The 19,846-nt window shown below is 74.7% G+C and carries 11 protein-coding genes; 4 read left to right on the plus strand and 7 right to left on the minus strand.

The genetic code is table 11. From position 1 onward, the window contains the following. Nucleotides 1-115 precede the first annotated feature (115 nt). The 4 genes from IG94_RS0133460 (at nucleotide 116) to IG94_RS0133475 (ending at nucleotide 8,116) form a co-directional block, all read left to right on the plus strand. Nucleotides 116-2,857 (plus strand): AAA family ATPase, encoded by a 2,742-nt coding sequence (locus IG94_RS0133460; protein ID WP_031046170.1) that lies wholly within the window; start codon nucleotides 116-118, stop codon nucleotides 2,855-2,857. A 173-nt stretch (nucleotides 2,858-3,030) separates the two neighbouring features. Beyond that, nucleotides 3,031-5,892, plus strand: a complete 2,862-nt coding sequence (locus IG94_RS39080) for an AAA family ATPase (RefSeq protein ID WP_224326608.1) — start codon at nucleotides 3,031-3,033, stop codon at nucleotides 5,890-5,892. A gap of 267 nt (nucleotides 5,893-6,159) precedes the next feature. Then, a complete protein-coding gene (locus tag IG94_RS0133470; protein ID WP_051159959.1) occupies nucleotides 6,160-6,531 on the plus strand; it encodes a nuclear transport factor 2 family protein in 372 nt (123 codons plus the stop codon). Nucleotides 6,532-6,673: 142 nt separating this feature from the next. After that, the gene (locus IG94_RS0133475) at nucleotides 6,674-8,116 is read left to right on the plus strand and encodes an FAD-dependent oxidoreductase (RefSeq protein ID WP_031046176.1); all 1,443 of its coding nucleotides are present in this window, start codon (nucleotides 6,674-6,676) and stop codon (nucleotides 8,114-8,116) included. Nucleotides 8,117-8,134: 18 nt separating this feature from the next. Here the strand turns inward: IG94_RS0133475 and IG94_RS0133480 are convergent, their stop codons facing one another. The 7 genes from IG94_RS0133480 to dpgC are packed head-to-tail and all read right to left on the minus strand — an operon-like array spanning nucleotide 8,135 to nucleotide 19,841. Continuing rightward, complete coding sequence (locus IG94_RS0133480) at nucleotides 8,135-9,052, minus strand: GHMP family kinase ATP-binding protein (protein ID WP_052410990.1); 918 nt, start codon at nucleotides 9,050-9,052, stop codon at nucleotides 8,135-8,137. Next, entirely contained in the window at nucleotides 9,049-10,536 is a 1,488-nt protein-coding gene (locus tag IG94_RS0133485; protein WP_031046182.1) for a lyase family protein, read from the minus strand. The genes IG94_RS0133480 and IG94_RS0133485 overlap by 4 nt, the downstream gene beginning before the upstream one ends. Continuing rightward, the gene (locus tag IG94_RS39085) at nucleotides 10,527-12,161 is read right to left on the minus strand and encodes a condensation domain-containing protein (protein ID WP_031046184.1); all 1,635 of its coding nucleotides are present in this window, start codon (nucleotides 12,159-12,161) and stop codon (nucleotides 10,527-10,529) included. Before IG94_RS39085 ends, IG94_RS0133485 begins: the two co-directional genes overlap by 10 nt. Beyond that, nucleotides 12,158-15,388, minus strand: a complete 3,231-nt coding sequence (locus tag IG94_RS40025) for an amino acid adenylation domain-containing protein (RefSeq protein ID WP_063763427.1) — start codon at nucleotides 15,386-15,388, stop codon at nucleotides 12,158-12,160. Before IG94_RS40025 ends, IG94_RS39085 begins: the two co-directional genes overlap by 4 nt. Nucleotides 15,389-15,437: 49 nt before the next feature. After that, entirely contained in the window at nucleotides 15,438-16,586 is a 1,149-nt protein-coding gene (locus IG94_RS0133500) for a glycine amidinotransferase (protein WP_031046189.1), read from the minus strand. A gap of 58 nt (nucleotides 16,587-16,644) precedes the next feature. Then, complete coding sequence (locus IG94_RS0133505) at nucleotides 16,645-17,949, minus strand: aminotransferase-like domain-containing protein (protein WP_031046193.1); 1,305 nt, start codon at nucleotides 17,947-17,949, stop codon at nucleotides 16,645-16,647. Then, complete coding sequence (gene dpgC / locus IG94_RS0133510) at nucleotides 17,946-19,841, minus strand: (3,5-dihydroxyphenyl)acetyl-CoA 1,2-dioxygenase DpgC (protein ID WP_107060771.1); 1,896 nt, start codon at nucleotides 19,839-19,841, stop codon at nucleotides 17,946-17,948. Before dpgC ends, IG94_RS0133505 begins: the two co-directional genes overlap by 4 nt. Nucleotides 19,842-19,846: the final 5 nt, after the last annotated feature.

Consider the following 19,846-nt stretch of genomic DNA (forward strand, 5'->3'; position numbering starts at 1 on the left):
ACTGGATCCGGACGCGGTGGCGGGCCCGGCGGTGTTCCGGCGCTCGTCCGTCCGAGGATGGGTAGAAGTACGTACGGAGACGGCCGCCGGAGCGCACGGGAACGGGACGACTTAGGTGCTACTGGAACGTGAGACCGAACTGGCCCTGGCGGCTGCCTGCCTGCGCCGGGCCGCGGCGGGACACGGATCCCTGCTGCTGGTCGAGGGCCCGCTCGGCGCGGGCAGATCGTCGTTCCTCGATGCCCTGCCCCAGCAGGCGCCCGGCGAGCGGATCACGGTCCTCAGGGCGCAGGCTTCCCGCTCGGAGCGGTGGCTGGCGTTCGGTGTGGTCGACCAGCTGGTGGAGTCCGCGGCCTGCGTCGCGGCGACGGCGGAGTCCGGCAAGGCACGGCGGGCCTGCGACGACTCGCACCGCGGACCGGTCGGCGACCGGGTGCCCCTGTCGGCGGTCCTGACCGGTGTGCCCGGCGACGGTGCGGTGCTCGTCCTGGTCGACGATCTGCAGTGGTGCGACACGGAGTCGCTGGCGGAGCTCTCGAAGGGTCTGGCCGGCCGGCACGGCCGCCGCGCCGTGTTCGCCCTGTCGCTGCCATCCGGTGTCGTGCCCGCCGCGGGCTCCGCCCTGAGCGCGCTGGTGGGCGCGGCGGACCGGAGGATCCGGCTGGGCGCCCTCGGCCCCGAGAGCGTGCGCCGGTCGGTCGAGGCCGCCCTGGGCGGCGCGGACGCGGAGTTCGTGGCGGCGGTGCGGACGCGGTCCGCCGGCAATCCGCTGCTGCTCAGGTCCCTGCTGGACGAGGCCTACTCCCGCGGTCTGCGGCCCCGGGCCCAGGACGCGGAAGTCGTGCGTACGCTCCGCTCCGAGATCCTGTGCCAGTACCTGTCCGCCTTCCTGCGGTCCCAGCCCGGCCCGGTCCGCCGCACCGCGCATGCCCTGTGCGTCCTGGGCGGTGACGCGGACCAGCGGGTCGCAGCCCTGCTGGCCGACCTGGACGCGGCCGGGTACGCGGAGGCGGTCGGCACGCTGCACCGCTGGGGGCTGGGCCGGCCGGGGGACGAGGGGCACGGCACGCTCCTGTGGGACGCGCTGGCGGACGGTATCCCGGCCGACGAGCTCACCGTGATGCGCAACCGCGCCGCGGTCCTGCTGCACCGGACGGGGCACTCCGTGGAGGCCGCCGCCGGGCAGCTCATGTCCGTGCACACCCTGCGCGCTCCCGGGGCCGTGCGTATCCTGCGTGCCGCCGCCGACCGCGCGCTGGCCCGGGGAGCGCCGCGCGACGCGGCCCGGTATCTGCGCCAGGCCCTGCTGGACGCCTCGTGCACCGGCCTGCTCCGGGCCCGGGTGCTGACCGATCTGGCGGTGGCGGAACGACAGTTCGCGACCGTCGCGGCCCTGCGGCACGTGGTCGAGGCGCTGCCGTTGTTCGATTCCGCCCTGGACCGTGCCGCCGCCGCGGTGCAGCTGGGCCCGCTGCTCTACCAGCCGTCGGAGTCCGGCATCGCCGCCCTGACCGGGGACCTCGCCGCCCAGCTGCGGACGCGGGGCGGGGACGACGCCGCGGCGGCCGAACTCGCGCTGCGGCTGGAGGCCCGCCACTACGCCCTGGGCGCCCAGGATCCCACGGTTCTCCCGGCCGCTCTGCGCCGGCTCGACGAGCTGGGGCCCCGGCCGCCCGCGGGGACGGTGGGCGAACGGGAACTGCTCGCCGCGCTGATTCACGTCGCGTTCGTCACCAACAACGCGTCGGCCGAGCGGGTGGCGGACCTCGGGGCACCCCTCATGGCCCTCGAACCGCCGGATCCCCGCCACGCCCACACTCCCCTGCCACTGGCGGTCAACGCCCTGGCCGCCGCGGAGCACACCGCCGAGACGGTCCACTGGCTGGACGCGGTCGGCCGTCGCGTCGGTCACCGGGACACGGACGCGGAGACGGCCGTGCTGCGGGCGGAGCGCGCCATGGTGGCCCTCTCGCACGGCCGGATCGCCGAGGCGCGCCGGGCGGTCGTACCGACGGGCACGGCCGAGGAGGCGCAGGCCCGTGCCTCGGCCCTCTGCACCGCCGTCCAGGCCATCGTCACCCTGCACAGCGACGAGCCCGAACTGGCCGAAAGATTGCTGACCGGCAACCTGTCCCATCACCAGGACCAGTACCACGCCGCGCTCCTGCACATGACGCGCGGTCTGCTCGCGGCCCGGCACCGGCACGACCTCATCGCCCTCCACCACTTCCGTACGGCCGGTGAGCGGCTGGAGCGGATCGGCTGGTCGAATCCGGCCGTGCTGCCGTGGTCCTCCCGGGCCGCCCTCATGCACCACCGGCTGGGCGAGCAGGACCGGGCGCTGGCCGCGGCACGGCTGGAGGTGGAGCAGGCCCGCACGTGGGGCGCACCGTCCGTGGAGGGGCGGGCGCTGGTGGCGCTCGGCCGCGTCACGCCCGGCCGCCGGGGAACGGAGCTGCTGGCGGAGGCGGTCTCCGTGCTGGAACGGTCCACGAACGCCCACGAGCTGTGCCGGGCACTGTACGCCTACGGCAGCAGGGAGGGCGTGGACGGGCGGCGGGCCGCCGACGCGCTGGAACGGGCCCGCGAGCTGTCCGTCGTAACCGGTGCGGACTGGGTGACGCGGCAGATCCGGGAGCAGATCGGCCGGCGCCCCGCCGTGACCGAGCAGCGGCTCGAACTCACCCCGTCCGAGGCGAGGGTCGCCAGGCTGGCGGCCGCCGGACTGCACAACGCGGACATCGCGCGTGAGCTCCAGGTGTCCAGGCGCATGATCGAGAGGTATCTGACCAACGCGTACCGAAAGCTCGACATCAGCGGGCGCCATGCCCTTCCACCGGACATCGGCGCCGAATGAACGGCACACCGAACCCCGGGACCACAGTGTTTTCGCACCGCGCGAAGGTTTGCTTGACCGAGCAGGATTCTGCTTCCTAAGGTCGATTTCACTCGATCATGGTGTGATCAGGACCGGGTGCACGGCCCAGAGAGGCGGTCAGTATCACTACGTCGGGCGCCCACGACCAAGAGCTGTCGGCCGGTCGGACACATCCGCGGCTCGTCGAACGTGAGCGGGAGACCGCTGTTCTGCGCGACCTCGTCCGCCGTACCGCGGCGGGGCGCACCGGTCTCGTCGTCGTCAAGGGGCCGGCCGGTATAGGCAGGACGGCGCTCCTGCGGGCGCTGGCCGAGGAGGCCGAGCGCCGCGGTCTGCGCGTCGTCGAAACGGCGGGGGCGCGGGAACGGATGCTCCGCTTCGGCTCTCCGGGCGCCCCGCTCGGCACCGCGGCCCTCGACGCCTCGGCCGCCGACGGACGCGCCCCCGCCCGGGGCGGGCGGTCCGGCGACCGGGGCGGGCGGGCACGCGCCCCGGTCGCCTCGCCCGATGGCACCGCCGCACCACCGCTCCACGGCCCGCTCCTCACCTACCGGCAGGTGGTGGGCTCCGCCTCGGTGACACGTCCGACGCTCCTGTCGGTCGACGACGCCGACCGCGCCGACCTGGAGTCGATCCGGGCGCTCGTCCGTCTCATGCGGACCCGGCACGACCTGCCGGTCCTGCTGGCCCTCGGCTGGCGCGACCGCGAGGAGCCGGCCGCGCCCGTGGAATGGGCGACCCGTTCGACGCTCGAGGTGATCAGGCCCCGGCCGCTTTCCGGGCCGGGTGTCACCGCGGTGGTCCGCCGGCTGGCGGGAACCGCCGTCGAGGCCGGGTTCCAGGCGGGCTGTCTGGCCGCGACCGGCGGTATCCCCTCGCTGGTGACGGGGCTGGTCGCGGGTCTGGGCGAGCTGCGCCTGCCGCTGACGGGCGCCGGTCTCGAAGCGGCTAGCGGGGGCGACGTCCCGGTGTTCGGTGCACGGGTGCGGCGTCTCCTGCACGGGCAGTCCCCCGTCGCGGTGCGCGCGGCGCAGGCGATGGCCGTGCTGGGCGACGGGACCGCGACCACGACCGGGGCCGGGCTGGCGCGGGTGGAGACGACCGCGTTCACCCGTTCTCTGCGCAGGCTGGAGGCGGTCGGGCTGGCCCGGGCGTCCGCCGCGGACACGTGGTCCCTCGCGCACCCCGCCGTCCGGCACGCGGTCCTGACGGGCACCCCGTCCAGGACCCGGACGGACCTGCACGGGCGCGCCGCCCGGCTGCTGCACGACAGCGGGGCGCCGGCCGGCGACATCGCCGGGCACCTGCTGGCGTCGCCGGCCGTCGCGCGGGAGCCGTGGGCGCGGGCCCTGCTGCGGGAGGAGGCCCGCACGGCGCTCCTGCGCGGGGCCGCGGAACACGCGGTGAGGTTGCTGCGGTCCTGCGTCCCGCCCGGCCGCGAGGGCACCTGCGACCCGGTGCTGGTGATGGAACTGGGCATCGCCGAGAGCAGGGTGGACGCGGAGTCCGGCATCGGGCACCTGACGTCCGTGCTGGACCGCCTGCCCGGCCCGGACCTGCGCCTGACGGCGCTCAGCGCACTCGTCGGCGCCCTGACCCGCACCGGCAGGACGGGACGTGCGGCTCAGCTGCTGGCCGCCCAGGACACCGGTTCGCCCTCCGGACGGGCGCGCCTCCAGCTGCTGGAGGCGGACATGCTGCTGGCCGCGACCGACAACCGCGAGGCCTACACGGACCTGCTCCAAGGGGTGTCGCTGCGCCTGGACCTGCCCGGCACGACCGCGGAGGAGCGGGCCCTGCTGGCGGGCCGTGCCTTCATCGCGGTGAGCCGGGGCGAGCGCCTTCCGCAGGCGCTGTCCGCGGCGGACAGGGTGCTGCTGAGCGGTACCCCGCTCACCGACTCCCCCGTCTCGCTGGCCGCCGCGGCCGCCGCGCTGGCGTACGCGGACCGTCCCGCCGACGCCGCCCACGTGTACCGGCAGCTGCTGGAGGGTGCCGACGCCGTGCCCGACCATCTGCGGGCGGGCCTGCTCGCCCTGGACGGTGAGGCCGCCCAGCGGCTGGGGCGTATCGACCTGGCGCTCCGCTCCACGGCCCAGGCCCTGGGGTCGACGCCCGGCGCACGGGTCACCCACCACCAGACGCTGGCGCTGGCGGTCCGGCTGCACGCGCTGCTCGACCGGGGCGACATCGTGGCGGCCGACGCCCTGGCCGGTACGGTGCCGCCGGACGCGATCGACGACGCCTGGCAGTGGAGCGAGTACCTCGCCGCCCGCGGGCGCCTCCGGCTGGCCCAGAACGACCCGGTGGCCGCGGTGGCGGACCTGACGGAGTGCGGCCGCCGGCAGGAGCTGTGGCAGCGGACGAACCCGGCCGCCTCACCGTGGTGGTACTGGGCCGGCCACGCCCACCTGGCCGCCGGAGACCCGGCCGAGGCAGGCCGGCTGGCCACCCGGGCCGTGGATCTCGCGCACTCCGCCGACTTCCCCGTCGCCCTGGGCACGGCGCTGGAGCTGCTGGCCTCGGCGGGCGGGGAACGCGGGCGGCTGCAGATCCTCGAGGACGCCGAGGGCGTGCTGGCGCAGAGCGGGGCCGCGCTCTCCCTGGCACGGACCCGGGTGGCCCGCGGCCGTGCGCTGCTGCGGGCCGGGCATGTCGGACCGGCCCGGAAGGTGCTGCGCCGGGGCTGGGACGAGTCGCACGCGCTCGGGGCCCACGCCCTGCACGACGAGGCGCACGGCCTGCTGCTCAGCGCGGGGGCCCGGCCGCGCCGCGGCGCCTCGCGCGGTGCGGGCGAACTCACCCGCAGCGAGAAGCAGGTGGCACGGCTGGCAGCGGCGGGGCGGACCAACCTGCAGATCGCGGAGGCACTCTTCGTGACGCGCCGCACGGTGGAACTGCACCTGACCTCCGTCTACCGCAAGCTCGGTCTGTCGGGGCGGAAGGAGTTGCGGAGTGCCCTGGGGCGGCCGCGGGGCGGCGCGGACGCCGCCCCCGCCCGCCGCGAGCGGTGACCCGGGGCCGGCCGACGCCGGTCCCAACGACGAAGCCGCCCACCGGACTTCTTTTCCCGGCGGGCTGCCACAACGCACCCAAGTGTGTCTAGTCTTGCGGGAGCAGCACAGCTCTCGCAGAACTCGCGCAGCCAGGCCGTTCGCCTGTCGCCTGCCGGATCCGTTCTCGCGTACCGCGGACCGGATCCCTCTTCCCCCCACCGTCGGCGCCGGCCGGCTCCCCGTCGCGCGGAGCGCCGAGCGCCCTCATGACCGGAAGGAAACGGCATGACCGCTTTCGAGGTGGACCAGATCGCCGAACGAGTCCGCCGCTACTACGCGTTGGTGGACGACGGAGACGTCCGGGGAGTCGTCGGGCTCTTCGCCGACCGCGCGGTGTACGAGCGTCCCGGCTACGAGCCGATCGTCGGACGGGACGGGCTCGACGCCTTCTACCGTGGTGAGCGGGTCATCGACACGGGGAGTCACACGGTCGTCAGGCTGGTGGTCGGGGCGGCCGACGCCGCCGTGGAGGGTGAGTTCCGCGGGACGCTGAAGGACGGCAGCGAGGTGGACCTGCGGTTCGCCGACTTCTTCCGGCTGAACGAGGACCTGCTCTTCGAGGCCCGCAACACGTACTTCTTCTCGCCGATGGTGTGAGCACGGGGCGCCGCCGCGCGTAACGGTGGCTGACACCGATGTTCCGGGGGTCGCCGCCCGCGAGGATTCCGTCCGGACGACCGCGCCGTGGTCGCCGCCGGCCGGTCCCGTCGGCCGGTCTCCCTCGGTCGGAAGGGCCACCATGACCAGTACCGGCGATTCGGCATCGGCGGAGTCGTTCGACGTGATCGTCGTCGGAGGCGGCCCCGCCGGGTCGTCGGCCGCGACGTTCGTGGCCCTGCAGGGGCACCGTGTCCTGCTGCTGGAGAAGGAGAGCTTCCCCCGGCACCAGATCGGTGAGTCCCTGCTGCCGTCCACGGTGCACGGGATCTGCGCGCTCCTCGGCGTGTCCGAGGAACTGCACAGTGCCGGGTTCGTGAAGAAGCACGGCGGCACGTTCCGCTGGGGCTCCAACACCGAACCGTGGACCTTCGACTTCGCGCTCTCCGAGAAGTTCGCGGGCCCCACCTCGTACGCCTACCAGGTCGAGCGCATGAAGTTCGACCAGTTGCTGCTCGACAACGCCCGGCGCAAGGGCGTCGTGGTCCGTGAGCGCTGCGCGGTCCGCGACGTCCTGGAGGACGGCGGCCGGGTGAACGGGGTGCGCTACACGGACGAGGACGGCACCGAGCGGGAGACGCGCGCGCGGTTCGTCGTCGACGCCTCCGGCAACCAGAGCCGGCTGCAGGGACGCGTCGGCGGCGAGCGCCGCTACTCGGAGTTCTTCCAGAACATCGCGCTCTACGGCTACTTCGAGGGCGGCAAGCGGCCGCCGGCGCCGAACAGCGGCAACATCACCTGCGTCGCCTTCGACTCGGGCTGGTTCTGGTACATCCCGCTGTCCGACACCCTCACCTCGGTGGGCGCGGTGGTGCGCAAGGAGTGCGCCGACCGGATCCGGGGCGACCGCGGCGAGGCACTGGCCGAGATGATCGCCGACTGCCCGCTCGTCTCCGACTACCTGTCGGAGGCGGAACGGGTCACCAGCGGGCCGTACGGCGAGGTCCGGGTGCGCAAGGACTACTCGTACCTGCACGACGGCTTCTGGCGGCCGGGCCTGACGCTGGTGGGTGACGCGGTGGGCTTCATCGACCCGCTGTTCTCCTCCGGCGTGCACATGGCCACGTTCAGCGCGCTGCTGGCCGCGCGTTCCATCAACAGCGTGCTCCGCGGCGACCTGGAGGAAGAGGAGTGCTTCGCGGAGTACGAGGCCCGGTACCGCAAGGAGTACCAGACCTTCCACGACTTCCTCGTCAGCTTCTACGACGTCACCCGGGACGAGCAGCAGTACTTCGACGACGCCCGGCGCGTCACCCGTGACTCCGCGCCCGGCGCCGGGGCGTTCGTCGGGCTGGTCGGCGGGGGTGCCTCGGACGACACGGCGCTGACCTCCGACGACTACCGCGACCAGCGCAAGAAGGACCTGCGGCAGCAGTCCCGCGACGTCCACTGGGAGGGGCACCGCATCCAGATGCAGGCGGCCTTCGGCGAGGCGGACGACGACGTTCCGGCCGTCAAGGACGGACTGGTCGTCGCTCAGGACGGCATGCACTGGACGAAGAGCGCGGACTCCGCCGCGGTGTGATCCGGTGCCCCTCTCCGGCTACCGCGTCTCCGGCGCCTCCGCGGCGGCCGAGCGGTAGACGGAGAGGGTTCCGGGAAGCTCGGAGCAGGCGGCGCGCGCCGCTGCGAGCCTCTCCCGGTGCCCGTCGGCGGTGGTGTCGAGGAGCAGCCCGAGCATGGTGCCGCTGTGCGTGCAGACCACTCCGGGGGCGCCGACGCGGTCGGCGATGGCGGTCATGGCGTCGAGGTTGCGCTTGGGCAGCCGGCGCTGGTTGAGGACGGCGCTGCGGGTGCTGACCGCGCCGACGGCGCTCAGGTCGGCGCCGCGCACGGCGCGGGCGAGGTCGTCGACGAGTCGCGCGTACTCGTACCGCAGTCCGGGCGGCACGGGGTGGGGGCGCCGGTTGTGGGCGACGGTGTCGAGGTGTCCGCCCTCGTCGACGGCGACGACGGTGACGGGCGGCAGCACGCCGAGGCGGGCGCGGAGCCGGACGGCACGGTGTTCGAAGACGACGACGCCTGGGTGCATGACCCCGTCGGTCGGTTCGACGGGGCGCAGCCAGTCCTCGACGGCGGCCGGTGAGGTGTCCAGTCCGAGTACGGTGCCGACGCCGCGGGCCGTCGCGACGAGGTCGGCGGAGGAGCTGGCGAGGCCCTTGCCGACGAGCAGGTCGCTGTCCAGCAGGAGGGTGCCCCCGCCGCCGTCGCCGTGGGCGTCGAGCATGGCCCTCGCCAGCGTGAGCGACTTGGTCTTGTGCGCGGGGTAGACGTGGAGCGGGCCGTGCGGGTCGAAGCGGAACCGGGCGCGGCTGCCGAGGCTGATCGGGAGGGTGGCGAGGAAGGCCGTGCCGTCGGGCAGGACGCCCTGGAGGAGTTCCCCGAAGGTGCCGCAGGCGGCGCCGGTGCCCTCGGCGATGTCCACGGCGACCCGGCGGGCGGCCGCCGGCAGCCCCGTCATGCCTGGTCCCGTGCGGTGACGGGGGTTTCGAGGTGGCGTGCCGCGGCCGTCCGGTGTGCGGTCCTGCGCGACCACTCGGCGTCGAGCCGGTCGAGTTCGCGCGACTCGTCGGCCAGGAGCCGCGCGACCTGGTCGGGGTGGGCGGAGCCGGCCGAGCGCTTGGCGCGCAGTCCGGCGTCGATGTCGAAGGACTCGGCGAGCAGTTCGGCGGCCGGTTCGGCCTCGTGACCGGATTCGGCGGCGCAGGCCCTCAGCAGGTCGGCGTCGGGGCGGTCGGCGCGCAGGCCCTGCTCGACGGCGCGCTTGACGTAGCGTCCGGCGACGATCTGGGCCGTGCGCCAGGGGATGCCGCAGTCCAGGGTGAGGCGGTTGGCGAGGGTGAAGCCGCCGAGGTGGTCCTCGGCGCAGGCGCCGCGCATCCGGTCGGTGCGGTAGGTGGTGCCGGTGACGACGGCGTGGGTCAGACGCAGCAGCGAGCGCATGGCCCGGGCCTGGGTGTGCAGGTGGGCGCCGGTCTCCTTGGACACCTCCACGGTGTTGCTGTACGGGGTGTTGCGCTGTCCGGCGACGAGGTCGGCGGCCCGGCCGACGACGTGGGCGCAGCGTCCGCGGATGCGTTCGAGTACGGGGAAGTTGCGCTTCTGCGGCATGGCCGCGGAGATGCCCGCGAGGTCGTCGGGCAGGTCGAGGAAGCCGAAGCCGCTGCCGCCCCAGGTCATGAAGTCGGTGGTGAAGCGGCTGAGGACGGCGGCGTAGCCGGCGAGGTCCGAGGCCATGGCGGTGGTCCAGGTGCGGGAGGCGACGCCCACCAGCGCGTGCGGCTGGGCTCGGGCGAAGCCGAGGTGGGCGGCGAGCCGGTCGCGGTCCCAGGGCAGTTCCTGTCCGGCCATGGCGCCGGATCCCAGCGGGCAGGCGTCCGTCTCGTCGTAGGTGTGCAGCATGCGGCGCAGTGCGGCGTTGGTCTCGGCGGCGAGGGCGGCGAGGTGGTAGCCGGGGGTGATGATCTGCGCGGCCTGGCCGTGGGTGTAGCCGGGCATGGGGGCGTCGGTGTGGCGGGCGGCGAGGGCGGTGACGGCCCGGCCGAGGTCCAGGAGGTCCGCCGCGACGGCGGTGAAGTCGGTGCGTGCTGCCATGAGCTGGGCGCACACCTGGGCGTCGTTGCGGCTGCGGTCGACGTGCCAGGCGGCGAAGGGCGGGGTGGGGCCGGACTGCACGTGGTGTTCCAGCGCGAAGGAGATGTCGGACATGTTGCGCTGCGGGTCGGCGCGTATCGCGTCGGCGTCGAGCGAGCCGAGGCGGGCGTCGAGGGATGCGGCGCCCGCGGTGTCGACCAGCCCCATCCTCAGGTACTCGCGCAGGAGGGCCCGCTCGACGGCGACGTAGTGGGGCAGCAGGTGTTCGGCCTCGTGGGCGAACTGCGCGGCGAGCACCTCCTCGTGCCACACGTCGCTCGGTGTGCCGTCGATCCGGCCGGTCACCGCCATGCCGTCCTCCCGTCCGGGGTGCTTTTCAGGGCGGTGGCGAGTCCGGCCACCGTCGGGTCTGCGAAGAAGGTCCGCAGCGTGGGGCCGCTTCCCCGCGCCGGGGCGAGGCGGGCCAGCAGGCGCAGGGCCTGGAGCGAGTGGCCGCCCGCGGTGAAGAAGTCCTCGTGTACGTCGACGGTGCCGCCGTCGGTGCCGAGCAGCGTCCGCCAGACGGCCGCCACCCGTTCCTCGGCCGCGTCGCGCGGGGCGGTCCGTGCGCGCGGCGCGGCGGGTGCGGGGCGCGGGGTGCCCCGGGGGGCGGGGCCGGTCAGCAGCGCGGAGAGGCGGGTGCCGGGAGCGTCGAGGAGGGCGGCGAGCAACCGCAGGTAGTCGGCGAGCAGCAGGTCGGCGGTGGAGCGGTCGAAGAGGGCGGCGTCGTAGACGAGGCGGAGGCCGCTGCCGGCGACGTCGAGGAGGAGGTCCTCCTCGCAGGAGGAGACGGGCGGGCCCAGACCGTCGGCGGGGGTGTGGTTGAAGGCGAGCTGGTAGAGGGGCGGTACGCCGGGCAGGCGTGGCACCGCGAGGAGTTCGACGAGGCTCTGGAAGGGGATGTCGAACTTCTCCCCGGCGCGGACGGCGGCGGTGGTGCGGCGGACCAGTTCGGTGCCGTCGGGGTCGCCGGAGAGGTCGGCCCGCAGGACGCGCATGTTGACGAAGGTGCCGACCATGGCGCGGGTGGCGGGGTCGTCGCGGCCGGCGACGGGCAGGCCGACGGCGAGGTCGGCGGCGCCGGAGTGGTGGTGGAGCAGCGCGGTCCAGGCGGCGAGGAACAGCATGACGGGGCGGGTCCCGTGGTGCCGGGCGGCACCGGTCAGGGCGGCGGTGACGCCGACCGGCAGGGCGGCGCGCACCTCGGCCCCGCGGAAGGTGCGGGCGGGTGGGCGGGGCCGGTCCAGCGGGACGGTGTGCACGGGGGGCAGCCCGCGCAGCCGGGTCCGCCAGTGGACGGCGGCCGCGTCGGCGCCGCCGGTGCGTGCCCGCTCGCGTTCGCGCCGCGCGTACGCGCCGTAGCCGAGGGGCAGCCGGGGCAGGCGGGCCTCGCGTCCTTCCTCGGCGGCGGCGCAGAGTTCGGTGAGTTCGGCGTGGACGTTGAACCCGGAGGCGGTGTCGTACACCGTGTGGTGGGCCGCGAAGACCACCGACCAGGCCCCCTCCCCCAGGTTCAGGACGGCCGCGCGCCACTGGGGCGCCCGGTGGGGGTCGAACGGGGTGCGGGCCAGCCGGGCGCGCAGGGAGCGCCGCTCCTCGGCCTGTGCGGCAGGGTCGTACGCGCTCAGGTCGGCCAGTTCGATCCGCGGCTCGGGGCGCGGGTGCACCTCCTGGCGGAGCCGTCCGTCCACGGTCCGCAGGACGGTGCGCAGGGGTTCGTGGCGGTCCATGAGGACGTACAGGGCGTGCACGAGGTCGTTCGCGGTCACGGCCGCGTGCAGGGGGAACTCGTCGACGGCGCAGTAGGTCGGCGGGTCGTGGGCCAGCCGGGAGGCCAGCCAGGCGCGTTCCTGGGCGTACGTCGCCGGTGCGGTGGCCGGACCGGCGGCGTCGGGTGCGGGCCGGCCGTCGCGGACGGCGGGTCCGGGACGCGTCACGAGGGCCCGCCGTCGCTCAGCGGCAGGACGTGGCCGGGCAGCCGTACCGGGTCGCCGAGGACGACGGCGATCTCCCGGGCGCCCTCGTAGGGTTCGCGGGCGTGGGCGGTGCGGATGTTGTCGACGAGCAGGACGTCGCCCTGCTGCCAGGGCTCCCCGACGGTGAACCGGGCGTAGACGGCGTTGATCTCCTCGACCGTGCCGGCGGTGACGGGGCCGCCGTCGCCCGCGGCGGTGTCGAAGGGCAGCCCGCCGGGTCCGTAGACGTCCGTGAGGTACTCCCGGATCGCGGGTTCGAGGGTGAGGCCGTTCAGGAAGGCGATCTGGTTGAACCAGCAGGGGGCCCCGGTGCGCGGGTGGGGCACCACCGCGGCCCGGCGCTGGCGGGTGAGCAGGCTGCCGTCGGCGAGCCAGGTGGGTTCGACGGCTGCTTCGGCGCAGTACGCGTCGACCGACGCGCGGTCGGTGCTGCCGAACGCCTCGGGCCAGGAGAGCCCGACGTCGTGGTAGGCACGGCGCAGCAGCCAGCCGTGCTCGGCGAAGCGGGCGGTCAGGCCGGACGGGAGCGCGGCGAGTACCTGCTGGGAGTCGGCGACTGTGGTGCGGCCTCCGCTGTCGGGCGCGGTGAGGCACGCGAAGAGCAGGGTGCCGGGGACGGTGGCGGCGTGGCTCAGCTCGTGGTGCATGCACATCGGGTCCTCGGCGGGCCAGTGGCTGCCGGAGTACACGCCGGGGGCGAGTGCGGTGCGGGGCGCGAAGCCCTCCCGTTCCGTCAGGGGTTCGATGCCGAGCGCGGCCGCGACGCGCGCGACGTCGGCGGGGGTGCGGGCGCCGACGCCGCGGAGCATGACGGCGCCGGAGGCGGCGAGGGCGGCGAGCGCCGGGGCGCGGTGCGCGGTGGCGCGGGCGGCGGGGTCGGGCTCGGCGGTGCGGCAGTCGAGGACCGGCAGCGGCGCCGGGCCCTCGGCGGGGCGGGCCGGGGTGGTCGCGGGGGCGGGGCCGGCCGGGGCGGTCGCCCGCGCGGGAGCGGACTTGCCGTCCAGCAGGGCGGCGACATCGGCGACGGTGGGGGTGTCGCGGAGTTCGGCGACGGTCACCCTGCGGTCGAGTTCGATGGCCAGGCGGATCGCGGTGAGGGAGGTGCCGCCGAGGTCGGTGAAGCGGCTGTCGCGTCCGATGCGGTCCTCCGGCACGTGCAGCAGGCGGGCCCAGACGGCTGCGACGCGGCGTTCGGCGGGGGTGTCCAGCCGCGGGGCGCCGGTGCCGGCGCTCCCCCGGGCGGGCGCGTTGTCGCGGGCGCGGGCGGTGAGGGCCTTCTTGTCGATCTTCCCGTTGCCGGACAGGGGGAGTTCACGGACGCGGTGGAGCCGGTGCGGAACCATGTAGTGGGGCAGGGCGGTGCCCAGGGCGTGTGCGGTGCCCGCTCCGTCGGGGGCGTCCTCGCCCGTGTAGTAGGCGACGAGCTGGGGCGCGTCGTCGGTGCCGGCGACGACGACGGCACCGTCGCGGACGCCGGGGACCTGGAGCAGCCGGTCCTCGATCTCGCCGATCTCGATGCGGAAGCCGCTGATCTTCACCTGGGCGTCGCGCCGGCCCAGGTACTCCAGTTCGCCGGAGGGGAGCCGACGGCCGAAGTCGCCGGAGCGGTAGAGGCGTTCGGCGGGCCGCAGGGGGTCCTGGTGGTAGACGGCGGCGGTGCGGTCGGGGTCGTTGACGTAGCCGCGGCCGACGCACACACCGGCGATGACGATCTCGCCCGGGGCGCCTTCGGGGACGAGGTGGAGCTGTTCGTCCATGACGTAGACGCGGCAGTTGCGGATGGTGTCGCCGAGGGGCACCGAGCGGTGGTCCGGCACGGTGCGCATGACGCCGTGGTGGGAGTCGTCGCTCACCTCGGTGAGGCCGTAGCAGTTGACGAGGGGCACGCCGGGGAACTGCTCGAACCAGCGGCGCACCAGTTCCTTCTTGAGCGCCTCGCCGGTCACGGCCATGACGCGCAGGTGCGGCAGGGCGGCGCGGCCCCGGGCGGCCTCGGCGAGGACGAGTTCGAGGTAGGTGGGCACGAGTTGGAGGACCTGGACGCGGTGCCGGTTGACGAGGTCCACGAACCGGGCCACGTCCAGTACGGCCTCCTGCTCGACCAGCAGGACGCGGCCGCCGACGAGGAACGGGGAGACCAGCTGCCACAGGGAGATGTCGAAGCACTGCGGGGCGGTCTGCCCGACGGTGTCGCCCTCCTGGACGCCGAGGTCCTCGATCTTGGCGTAGAGGTGGTTGAGGAAGCCGTCGTGCTCGCACATGGCGCCCTTGGGCTCGCCGGTGGACCCCGACGTGAAGTAGACGTACGCCAGTTGGTCCCCGGCCACGGCGACGCCCGGGTCCCGCGTGGGTCCGTCGCCGCGGGCGAGGTCCCCGACGGTCATCCGGCGGATCGTGTCGCGGCCGTGCAGGGCCTCGTCGAGGGACGGCACGTCGGGGTCGGAGAGCACCCAGCGGCACTCGCTGCGGGTGAGGGTCCTGGCGATGCGCGAGGCGGGGAACTCCGGCTCCAGCGGCAGGTAGCAGCCGCCCGCCTTGAAGACGGCGAGTACCGCGGCCGGCCAGAGCGGGTGGCGTCCGGTGACGACGGCCACGACGTCCTCCGGGGCAAGCCCCTCCCGCAGCAGCGCCCCGGCGATCCGGTTGGCGTCGTCGTTGAGTTCGCGGTACGTGCGCGTGGTGGTCCCGTGCACGACGGCCACGGCGTCGGGGTGGCGCCGGACGCGTTCCTCGAAGAGTTCGTGGAAGCGGCGGCCCGGCAGCGGCCGCAGCGGTCCGGCGCCGCGTGCGACGACGGCCTCGGTCTCCTCCGGCGTCAGGAGCCCGTGACGGGTGTGCGGCAGGTCCGGGTCGTCCGTCATCAGCCGCAGCGCGCGCAGCTCGTACCCTCCGAGGCGTTCGGCGGTCGCACCGGCCGCGGCCGACGCGTTCGCCCAGGCCTCCTCCGCCTCGCTCCGTCCGTCGTCGGTGCCCACGTGGCGCACCAGATCGCGCCAGGAGGCGTCGGGGGCCGGGGAGGCCCTGCCCAGGAGCACCGAGGCGACCTTCAGCCGCGCGGCGAGCCGTACGGAGGCCGGGTCCGAGGCCAGGGCCGCCGCGCAGGCGTGGGCGAGGGCCGCGACGGCGTCCTCCGGCCCGGCGGGTGCCGGCTGCCGCCCGGCGACCGGGTCGGGTGCTGTTTCCTGCATCGGGACGCTCCTGCTGTCGGTGGGTCGGCATGCGGTCGGGGCGGGACGTTCAGGCCAGGTAGTCCTCGGCGCCGCCGGTGCGCACCGTGTCGAGGGTGAAGCAGTGGAAGCCCCCGCCGAACAGGCGCCGGTGGCGGTGGCGGACGGGGACGACGGTGAACCCGTGCTGCTCCAGCGTGGCCACGAGGGTCTTGCAGGCGTCGTTGACCAGGACGGTGTCCTCGTCGACGGAGAGCACGTTCAGGTCGATGTAGGGGCTGGCGGGAATCGGGTCGTCGTTCTCGTACTGCGGGTAGTCGTCGACGCCGGGCGGCGGCGGGACCACGACGTCCCAGCCGCGCAGGGCCTCGGGCAGGTAGTCCACGACGCCCGGGTCGCGCAGCAGCAGGGTGCCGGGGCGCAGCGGGACCACGACGGAGTCGATGTGGCTCTGGGTCAGCCGGTCCATGCGGTGCACGCGGAACCGTCCGTCGAGGTGGCGCGTCAGCCAGTCGAGCGCGAGGGCGTGGTTGGCGTTGGAGACGTTGACGATCAGGTCGCGGCCCAGCCGCAGGCAGTTGGCTCCGTCGATCATCGGTTCGATGCCCACGTCGTACGGCGACTCCCGCGGGTCGAGGGGGACTTCGATGTTCGGTGCGGCGTGGGCGACGTTGGCGGGGTCGAAGGAGTGGTCGGTCATCAGCGGGCGCGGCATGGTCGTCCAGCGGGCGCCGCCGCGGAAGTACTCCAGGAAGACCGGCTTGAGGAACTGGGTCTCGAAGTAGCGGTCGTGCAGCATGGGCGGGGTCTCGATGATCTCGTCGCCCATGATCAGGGTGTTGTCGCGGAGGTTCAGCGGCGGTGTGACGGCGGCCTCGAAGGCGGGGGTGGCGACCCGGGTCGTGTCCCGGGCGGGCGGCAGGGGCCGGTGCACCGTGACGCCGAGCGCGGTGAGCTGCGCCGCGAGTCCTTCGACGTCCTCGACGAGTTCGCCGAGGAAGCGCTCCTTCTGCGCCAGGCGGTGGGGGGTGTTGCGGTCGCGGCGTTCGTCGCCGTCGCGCCATGTGGAGATGGAGGGGTAGTAGCCGCGGGCTCCGGAGAGGTTGTCGCTGATGAACATGTCGAACGACATGTCGCGCACCCGGTCGAGGTAGCCGTCCGCCGAGCCGAGGACGACCTCCTTCAGCGGGGTGAAGTCGTCGTAACTGTTCAGGCGCATCGGCGGGGGCCTTTCGTGGGGCGTCGGGGGGTGGCGGCCCGCGTGCGGTGTCCGCTCGTCATCCCGCGGCCTCCTTTCTGAGGAAGGCCGCGAGGCGCCGCACACCGGTTTCGATCCGGTCGGGCTCCAGGTAGCTGCACGACAGCCGGATCTGCCGGTCGCCGCGGTCGGTGAGGGAGAACTGCCGCATCGGCGTCCACAGCACGCCGTACCGGTCCGCCGAGACCTCCAGGAGGGCGAGGTCGGCGGGGACGGGCAGGTCGACGCGGGCGAAGAAGCCGCCGGCCGGGCGGTGCCAGGAGACGCCCGCCGGCGCGTCGTCGGTCAGGTGCCGTTCCAGGGCGTCGGTCAGGTGCGCGAGGTTGGACCGGTAGCGGTCGGCCTTGCGCCGGGCCAGGGCCCGCAGGGAGCGCCCGTGTTCCAGCAGGAGGCCGCCGACGACGGCCTGGGACAGGGGCGAGGTGTTGACGGTGACCATCGTCTTGAGGTCGGCGAGCTCCCGGGCGAGGGACCGGGTGCCGCCGGCCCGGCCGACGCGCTGGTCGGCGACGGCGTAGCCGACTCGGGCCCCGGGGAACCCGACCTTGGCGAACGTGCCCAGGTGGACGACGCGCCGCCGGGTGTCGAGGGCCTTGAGGCCGGGCAGGGCGTCGTCCTCGGGGGCGGTGAAGGCGTAGGCGTTGTCCTCGACGAGCAGCAGGTCCTCGCGTTCCGCCAGGACGAGCAGCGCGTGCCGGGCGTCGAGGGTCATGCGGGCGCCGCCGGGGTTGGAGAAGTCGGGGGCGACGTAGCAGGCGCGGACGCGGCGCCCTTCGGACCGGGCCTGCCGGCAGCGGGCGGCGAGGTGCTCCACGTCGAGTCCGCCGGCGTCCTCGCGGACGTCGGTGACGGGGATGCCGAGGAGCCGTGCGGCGCCGACGATGCCCGGGAAGCACGGGTCGGCCACGGCGAGCACGTCCTGGGCGGCGTCCCGGTACAGGGCCCGCAGGGTGAGGAGCATGGCCTCCTGGGCGCCCACGGTGATCACGACGTCCTCGGGTGCGGCGTGGATGCCCTGGTCGGTGCGGAGGGCCTCGGTCACGAGGTCGTTGATGAGTCCCTGGGCGGGGCCGTACTCGTAGAGCACGCGTTCGGCGCGGGACGCGTCGAGGCCGCGGTCGGTGCGCAGGTGGGTGAGGAAGCGGTCGGTCAGGGCCCGCAGGTCGAGGCCCTGGACGAAGTCGGGGTGCGGGGCGCCGGGGGCGAAGGAGATGGCGTCGGGGTGGCGGTCCATCACCTCGTTGAGGAAGCCGATGGCGCCGAGCACCGGGTCCTGGAGGGAGCCGTGCAGGTCCGCCGCGCTCAGGTCGGGGGCACCGGTCATGTCCGGCTCCCCCGTGCGGCGCGCCGCCGCTCGCGCTCCTGCCAGCGGCGTTCGACCTTGTCGAGGACGTCCGGGGCGTAGGCGCGGTCCGCCTGGGCGAAGGCGAACTCGGCGAGGTAGGTGCGGAAGTGGTCGAGGGGTTCCTCGGCGAGGGCGAGCATCCGCCGGTTGGCGGCGACGGCGGGGGCGGCGAGGGCCGCCGCGGCGCGCTCGACCGCCTCGTCCATGCGGTCGGCGGGGACGACCTCGTCGTAGACCGCGGCGGCCTCGGGGCCGGTGGCGGCGATCCGGCGTCCGCCGAGCACGACCTGCCGGGCGAGGCGGGCTCCCGTCTGCCGGGTGAGCCGGAGGTTGCCCGCGCCGGGCACGATGCCCTCCTCGGCGGCGGGCAGGCTGACGTAGGCGCCCTCTTCGGCGACGACGTGGTCGAGGGTGAGCAGGAGTTGCATGCCGCCGCCGATGGCGAAGGTGTCGACGGCCCCGATCCACGGTTTGGTGACGTACCGTTCGCTGCCCGCGCCGGGTGCCGGGTCGGTCAGCAGGCCGTGAAGCAGCTTGTTGACGTAGCCGAGTTCGCGGGCGAGGAGGAAGCCGACCAGCGGGATCCGGCCGTCGCGCAGGTCGGTGAGGTCGATGCCGGCGCTGAAGACACGCCGCCCCCGGTGGGCGGGGTGGTCGGTGGTGCCGCCGCGCAGGACGCCGACGCGGACCGTGTCGTCGAGCAGGACGAGGTCGACGGCGGTGTCGAGGTCCGCGACGAGCCGGGCGTTCTCGGCGTTGAGCCGGCCCGGGTTGCGGAACTCGACGTGGGCCGCGGTGCCGCGGCGTTCGACGTGGACGGCGTCCAGTTCGACGCGGCCCTCGGCGCGGAAGCGGTCCAGGAGTTCCAGGGCGCGCGGGGTGGGACCGAGCATCGTCTCCACGAGGTGCCGGCCGGCGGTGGGCGAGCGCAGCACGGCGCCGCAGAACCGGCCCTGGTCGATCTCGCGGCCCTCCTTCTCGGCCTGGACGAAGCGGAGTTCGGCGGCCATCTGCGCACGGGTGGGCACCAGGCCGGGCACCCGGTCGGCGACGGCGTCCACGAGGTCGGGCAGGCGCGGGCGCCGGGTCAGACCGTCGGTGAGCAGCCCGTAGACGGTGTCGGTGTGCCGGGCGAGGAAGTCCCGCCGGACGGCGCGGACCTCCGCGTGCGCGGTCGCGGCGCGGGTCCGCTCGTCCCGGGACCTCCCGGGGACCGGGGGCAGCGCCGCGAGGATCCGTTCGGCTGCCACGGCCTGTTCGGCGAGACGGCGTGCGTCGTCGTCGAAGCGGCCGGAGAGCGGGACGGGGGCGGCGGGGCCGGTGGGGGCCGCGGTGTGGACGGCCTCGGTGAGGTCCTCGCTGACCTGGTCGACGATGCCGAGTTCCGTGGCGTCTGCGAGTTCGATGGCGGAGTCCCAGAGCACGATGCGGCGGGCGCGGGCCAGCCCGATGTGCTGCACGAGCCGGTACAGGGTCATGCCGGGCCAGAAGTGCCCCTCGTTGACGGGCAGCAGCAGGCGCAGGTCGGGCCCCGCGATCCGGTAGTCCGCGGCCAGCAGCAGGTCGAGGACCGGGCCGCCGCACGTCCCCTCGACGACGGCGATGTTGACGTGGTCGAGCCGTTCCAGGCGGCGCACGGCCCGCTCCCAGCGTTTGACCTCCTGGATGGAGACGCCGCCGGGCCACTCGCGCGGCTGGTGGGGTGCCGGGGTGAACCGCAGGACCACGACCGTCCGTTCGCCCCGTTCCCCGGCCTGTTCGCAGACCGCGTCCAGCGCGGCGGTCAGTTCGGGCAGCGGGCTGCCGCCGTCCAGCCGGACCAGGATGCCCAGTTCCCCGGGCAGTCCCGTCCGGTCGGGTCCGGTCTTCATGGTCG

Origin of the sequence: Streptomyces olivaceus, from assembly GCF_000721235.1 — a bacterium.
Classification (GTDB): domain Bacteria; phylum Actinomycetota; class Actinomycetes; order Streptomycetales; family Streptomycetaceae; genus Streptomyces; species Streptomyces olivaceus.

What these genes read in the sequence shown, in the direction of transcription:
- IG94_RS0133485 (WP_031046182.1), bottom strand. Translation starts at nt 10,536, where the DNA reads ATGGCGGTGACCGGCCGGATCGACGGCACACCGAGCGACGTGTGGCAC.
- IG94_RS0133500 (WP_031046189.1), bottom strand. Translation starts at nt 16,586, where the DNA reads ATGCGCCTGAACAGTTACGACGACTTCACCCCGCTGAAGGAGGTCGTC.
- IG94_RS40025 (WP_063763427.1), bottom strand. Translation starts at nt 15,388, where the DNA reads ATGCAGGAAACAGCACCCGACCCGGTCGCCGGGCGGCAGCCGGCACCC.
- IG94_RS0133505 (WP_031046193.1), bottom strand. Translation starts at nt 17,949, where the DNA reads ATGACCGGTGCCCCCGACCTGAGCGCGGCGGACCTGCACGGCTCCCTC.
- IG94_RS0133475 (WP_031046176.1), top strand. Translation starts at nt 6,674, where the DNA reads ATGACCAGTACCGGCGATTCGGCATCGGCGGAGTCGTTCGACGTGATC.
- IG94_RS0133470 (WP_051159959.1), top strand. Translation starts at nt 6,160, where the DNA reads ATGACCGCTTTCGAGGTGGACCAGATCGCCGAACGAGTCCGCCGCTAC.
- dpgC (WP_107060771.1), bottom strand. Translation starts at nt 19,841, where the DNA reads ATGAAGACCGGACCCGACCGGACGGGACTGCCCGGGGAACTGGGCATC.
- IG94_RS0133480 (WP_052410990.1), bottom strand. Translation starts at nt 9,052, where the DNA reads ATGACGGGGCTGCCGGCGGCCGCCCGCCGGGTCGCCGTGGACATCGCC.